This window comes from [Haemophilus] ducreyi (genome assembly GCF_900109315.1).
GTDB classification, from domain to species: Bacteria; Pseudomonadota; Gammaproteobacteria; order Enterobacterales; family Pasteurellaceae; genus Haemophilus_B; species Haemophilus_B ducreyi.
Window position 1 is genome coordinate 1 of record NZ_FOJC01000014.1, and the last position, 5,437, is coordinate 5,437.

The window sequence follows — 5,437 nt, forward strand, 5'->3', positions numbered from 1 at the left end:
TCTTATCCAATGGGAAGTAGAACGCATCTTTATCTACCGCTCCGCCTAGGTGTTTTATCTCAGAACTTTCTACTTGTGCTTTCTTGCCACTGTCTTTGCTAAATAAGTGCTTGAGTTTGCTCCAGCTAAATAAAGAACCCGTTTCATTAGACTTAATGCCCGCCGCATTCGCTAACTGAGGACGGGTTGGTAATGATGGACTAAATCCTTCTGGGGCTGTTAATTGTTGAATATGATTTACATCAATAACTTTGTTACGTTTACTATTCTTATGATAGTTAACTACATTAAAGAAGCGCTTAGTATCTTTCTTACCTGCGTAACCACTTTTCTTCCAGAATGCGTTCTTCATCCATTTTTCGAAGCTTTTCTTATCTTTGAAGGTGATTTCGCCAAAGTTAGGGTCAAAGAATACAACTTTTTGCCCTTCTATACTTGCTGATACGGTGTGTGATCCACCTTCTAAGTTTATCGATATTTTCTTCACCGCACTGCTTTCATTGCCAGTATCTAGGATCGCTTTTACTAATGTACTAATATCATTTTTTGAAACAGTTCCTGCAACTTCATCCGCACGACTCAATTTACCAAAATATTTTTGTTTTGGTACTACGCCTTGTTCTTCTAACCATGTGTTAGTTAGTTTGAACTGTTGGGTTGCTGTACCTGCATTGATGAATTCAGTTTGCAGTTTTTCTATTGACTCTATTGCGTCTTTATTTAATCCTCCTTTTCTACCTTTTTGGCCATCCTTATATAAGTCTGTCCATATATTTTCATCATTGACTTTCTTCGCTATCCAGTGTGAACAAGTCGCTTCACACACGCCATTTTGTGTCTCTGCATGTTTAACAATTTCGTTATACACTTCACCTTTTGATTGCGCATATTTGAAGGTCACTTCTCCGCCATATTCTTCTACTGAACTACGAACATCGTTGATTTTGCTTTTCACTTTGAGTGGTTGGAAAGTATCTTGTACTTTATCCAGCAATGAGCGCCCTTCCTTAACCAATTCGCGTTTATTAACAAGATCAGTTATTGGGGTTTCATCTTGAACTGTTTTTACCTGTCTCGCAATTGGTGTGTTTTCTTCAATTAAGGCTTTAGGTTTTATGCTACTATAAATTCCGCTTATATTTTCAACACCTTCATCCAGTTGCGCTTTACGTGATTTAAATGATTGACTCGCCGTGAAGCCATCATCACTTTCAAGTGCTTTTGGTACTCTTATTGCTTGAGCAACTGGTTCGTCTGCTTGTTTAACACGAGGTAATATTTCAGCATAGTCTGATCCATTATCTATTATATGCAATGGTAAACGCTCTAAACCCCCATCTTCTTCTAAACTTCGTCTACTACGTGGCTGGAATGTTTCTGATACTGGCTCTTCCAAGGCTGCACGCTTACTGTGATGTGTTCTTGGTTGTTCACTATATTCTGAATCAGCCAAACGACTACGATAGCTCGGTGCATCAGCAATATCTAATGACTGTGGACGCGGCGGCAATGCTGGAGGCGCCTCTTCAGGCACAACCGGTTTAACTCGTGGATCATAGCCTAAAGCTTGTATAGCCTCATCTGCTTTTGCATTTGCTCTTACAATTGCTTCTGGTGATTTATTAATCGTCCCGTAAATTGGCTCTGGTTCATCTGTTTTTCTTACTTTGAAGTCAGGTACATATGAAACATCATCATAATCATTAATAGCTTTAGTTTGCAAGTTTCTAGGCGGCAATGCTGGAGGCGCCTCTTCAGGCACAACCGGTTTAATTCGTGGATCATAGCCTAAAGCTTGTATAGCCTCATCTGCTTTTGCATTTGCTCTTACAATTGCTTCTGGTGATTTATTAACCGTCCCGTAAATTGGCTCTGGTTCACCAGGTTTTCTTGTTCTAGTTTGAGGTTCAATTACATCTGAAATATCTTCATACTCTCCTTTAGGGCTAGATTTGAAACTACGAAGACCCAATCCTAAGCTTGCAGGATCTTCATAACCACTTTCACTTTCTGAACGCGAACGTTGTACAAGCGGTGCTGATGAAACTTCTTCAGTACCTTGAGCTATTGGTGCAATTTTACTAGTAGGCAATGTGATTTCTGCATAAGGGCTCTCATCAACATCAGATAGTACTCTCGCTCTAGCTTGTAGGAGTTCTACAACAGGTTGCTCTAAATTCGATTTTACTTGTGGGCGAGTTAATGCCGGAATCTCAGTATAAGGGCTATCATCCACTAAAGACTGTAGTCTTGCTTTTTGTGTCAACAATTGAATTTCAGGAATAACATCATTTCCGCCCGCTTTTGTTAATCCTAATGTTTGTGCTTTTTCAGCTTCACCTTTAATTAAACGCGGCGAATCAACTCCTGCATCATTGTCGGCAGTTTTAGCACTTCTATTATCCCACTTTTCCTTACCTTTCTTAGCTAACTCAGCAATATCACCCAACTCAAAGTTAAAGTTTGTTGCGGCGATAGTGTCATCACGGTGTACTTCTGTTGATTGTGAGCGGTCTGTTTTAAAATTACCAACAGTTTTGCCTTTCGTATTAATCCCTGAAATACTTGAATGTTGAGTTGCTTCATAGTGTTTTTGCTCTACTCGACCACCATTTACATTCACTTGAGTCACACCGGTTTCACTGACCCCAAATGAACCACCAAAGCTGCCACCATCTTTATGGTGTTCATCTTTCAACTCGTTTGTCGTTATATTACCTTTTACGTTTAATTCATCTGGATTACCTTTATTTTCAATATAACCACCCGTCAAGTTAAGGTTATTTATCTCACCGGTGATCCTTTTCGCAGAAATACCCGCTTGCTGTTTAATGATTTTACTGTCTTCATTTTCAGCACTTACACCTAGGCCAACACTGCCATTTGGTCTTACACCGCCTGCGGTGGAAACACCAACCCCCCCTGAAACACTATAATTTACTCCGCGCTCTTTGCGTGAATAGGTATCTTGTTTGGATACAACATTGGTATCACCTTTCACATCAAGGTGTAAATCCTCTACATCTACATTTGAACCAATTAAGTTAAAGTCTCTACCTGCTTCAACACGTAAACTTTTTCCTCTTAGTAAGCTATTAGTGTGACTTGTTGATTCTGTGTTTGATTCATTATAGCTACCAGACACACCTGCACTAACACCTGCACTACAGCCCCCAGCCATAACACCACAACCAGAACTAGCACCAGCGGTTAATTTTAAGCTTTGAGAATTACTTTCATCTTTCTGTTCTGTTACGCCAGAATTTACATTCACATTATCTCTGGCTTTTAAGGATAAATAGCTATTTTCAGTCGTTTCGACATTATTTAAAGTGATATCACCACCACGCGCAATTAAATTAAGGCGGCCACCCAGAATGCTACGGCCGTCAGATGCTCCACGAGATTTTTTCTCTGTTGTACTCAGTTCAACTTTAAATTTAGCAGATGCGCCTACAAGGTCACCAGTAGCTAGGTTCAACGCGTCACTGGCTTCCTGTAAGGCAACAGTGCCATCTTGTTTTACACCATTCTGGGTATCTGCAATTTGGCGAGCCTTATTGCTAACCGCATCCGCAATAGCCGAATGTGCCTCAGCTTCCGCACCAATACCTACTGTTTGCTCATAATAAGTAGTTTCTTTTTCATCTCGAGCTTTTGTTGATTCAATTTGTTCCGCTGATAAAGTGAAGCCTTTTTTACGGTCTTCTTCTTCCCGCGCTTTATACGCAGCAAAGAAGCCTTCACCTTTAGTTTCAAAGGCCGCTGCAATCTCCTCGTCTGTTAGTTTCTTGAACTTCTGCTTGCTTTTATCTTTTTCTGCTACATTATCGTTTTCTATCTTCTCAGTCTCTTTTACTCCTGTTTCTGATGTCTCATTTTCTTTAGCCTTTTTCGCTTCTTCAGCGGCTTTGTGTTCTGCCGCGATTTCCTCGGGTGTTTTTATCACTTCAATATCTTTGTTGATATCTACTCCACCGATATCGGCTTTTCCTATCACATATAACTCACCACTGAGCGCATCAAACTCACTATTTCTATGCGTTACGCTTGTCTCGGTCTCCTTAGTGGTTTTAACAAAATTAGTAACATCTACATTTGCACCTGTGGTCGAGGTTTTATTTTGGTATGTTTCAAGCTCACCATCCGCTAAACTAAAACCTACAGATTGGCCACCGCCACTAGCAGAAGCCGAGTAGACGGTGCCGGATGTTACGGTGTCTATCTGACGATGGAACAAGTCTTTACCGGCTTTAGTATTAAAATCACCTTTTACTATACCAGTAGTGCGATTGGTTTTTAAGCTACTACCCGTTTGATTCACATTACCTTCAATCGATAAATGTAAGTGATCAAAACTTGCGTCGGTACCCACTGATTTTGCTTGGCTAGTTTGGGTAACACGATCACCAATTTCACCGCCTTCTTTGCCAAACAGTTTTTCATATTGATATTTATAGCTAGTTTCGTACGTATTATTTAAATTAAGATTTTTAGTCTTAATTTGACCTGTTTTACCTTTAACTTCGCTAACGGTAAGATCAACATTACTGTCTTTATCGCTTTCTAAATAGAGGTGGCCTTCCGATATCATCCGAGCTTTGCGGACTTTGGTGTCACCATTTTCATCCACATAAAGAACCCCAGTGCTTTCGATACCTTTTTTACCAACTAATTTAGATATTCTTTCACTTAAAATATCACCTGTATTTTTCAGTTTATTTTTTGCTTCTAAGCCAACCGCATAACCGGCAATCGTACCCGTATTACGGACATCATCAACTTTAACATCGATAATTCCTGCTCGAATCTGGCCAGTACCGACCCCACGATGTTTTTCAACTTCTTCAATAGTTTGTTTAGCGAGATAGACTTGTGGCACTAATACTTCTTGGCCATTCACCTCGGTTTTTACATACCAAACAATATCTTCTTTTAGGTTGTCTTTTTGTTCTTTGGTTAATGCTTCACCAACTTTTAAGTTTAAATCTTTAGCCTGTTTAGAAGCCGCATCAACTAATTTTTGCACCAACTTTACATCATTTAAGCCATGTTTTAGGGTAAGATGATTATCCGCCAGTTTTTCAATTAAGCGAGTAATGACTTGATGCTCAAAATAGTTATCGCCTACACGTTTAACCGCTTTTAACTTGTCACCTTCTGAACCGAGCTGTTTAAAGAAGTATTTAGCACCCAAATAGTTATCTTGGTTAATATAACTTAAGCGAGTGCGGTATAAATTATCTAACACCTCTTTATCATTTTGGTCAACACGAGGATCGTTATCACGTGCTGCTGATTTTTCTGTATAAATTGGTTGGGCTAATAATTCAGAAATAATCGATTTATCAATTCCATCTGACTTATCTTGTTGATGATTAATATTATTTAGATTTTCAAAGCTAACGCCTGGTACTTTAATTTCGTGTTTACCAAT

The 5,437-nt window shown here is 39.4% G+C and carries 1 protein-coding gene; it reads right to left on the reverse strand.

The genetic code is table 11. The features are described 5' to 3' along the window. Positions 1-5,437, reverse strand: a 5,437-nt coding sequence (locus BMX01_RS07980) for a YopT-type cysteine protease domain-containing protein (protein WP_234946420.1), incomplete at both ends; no start/stop codon positions are given.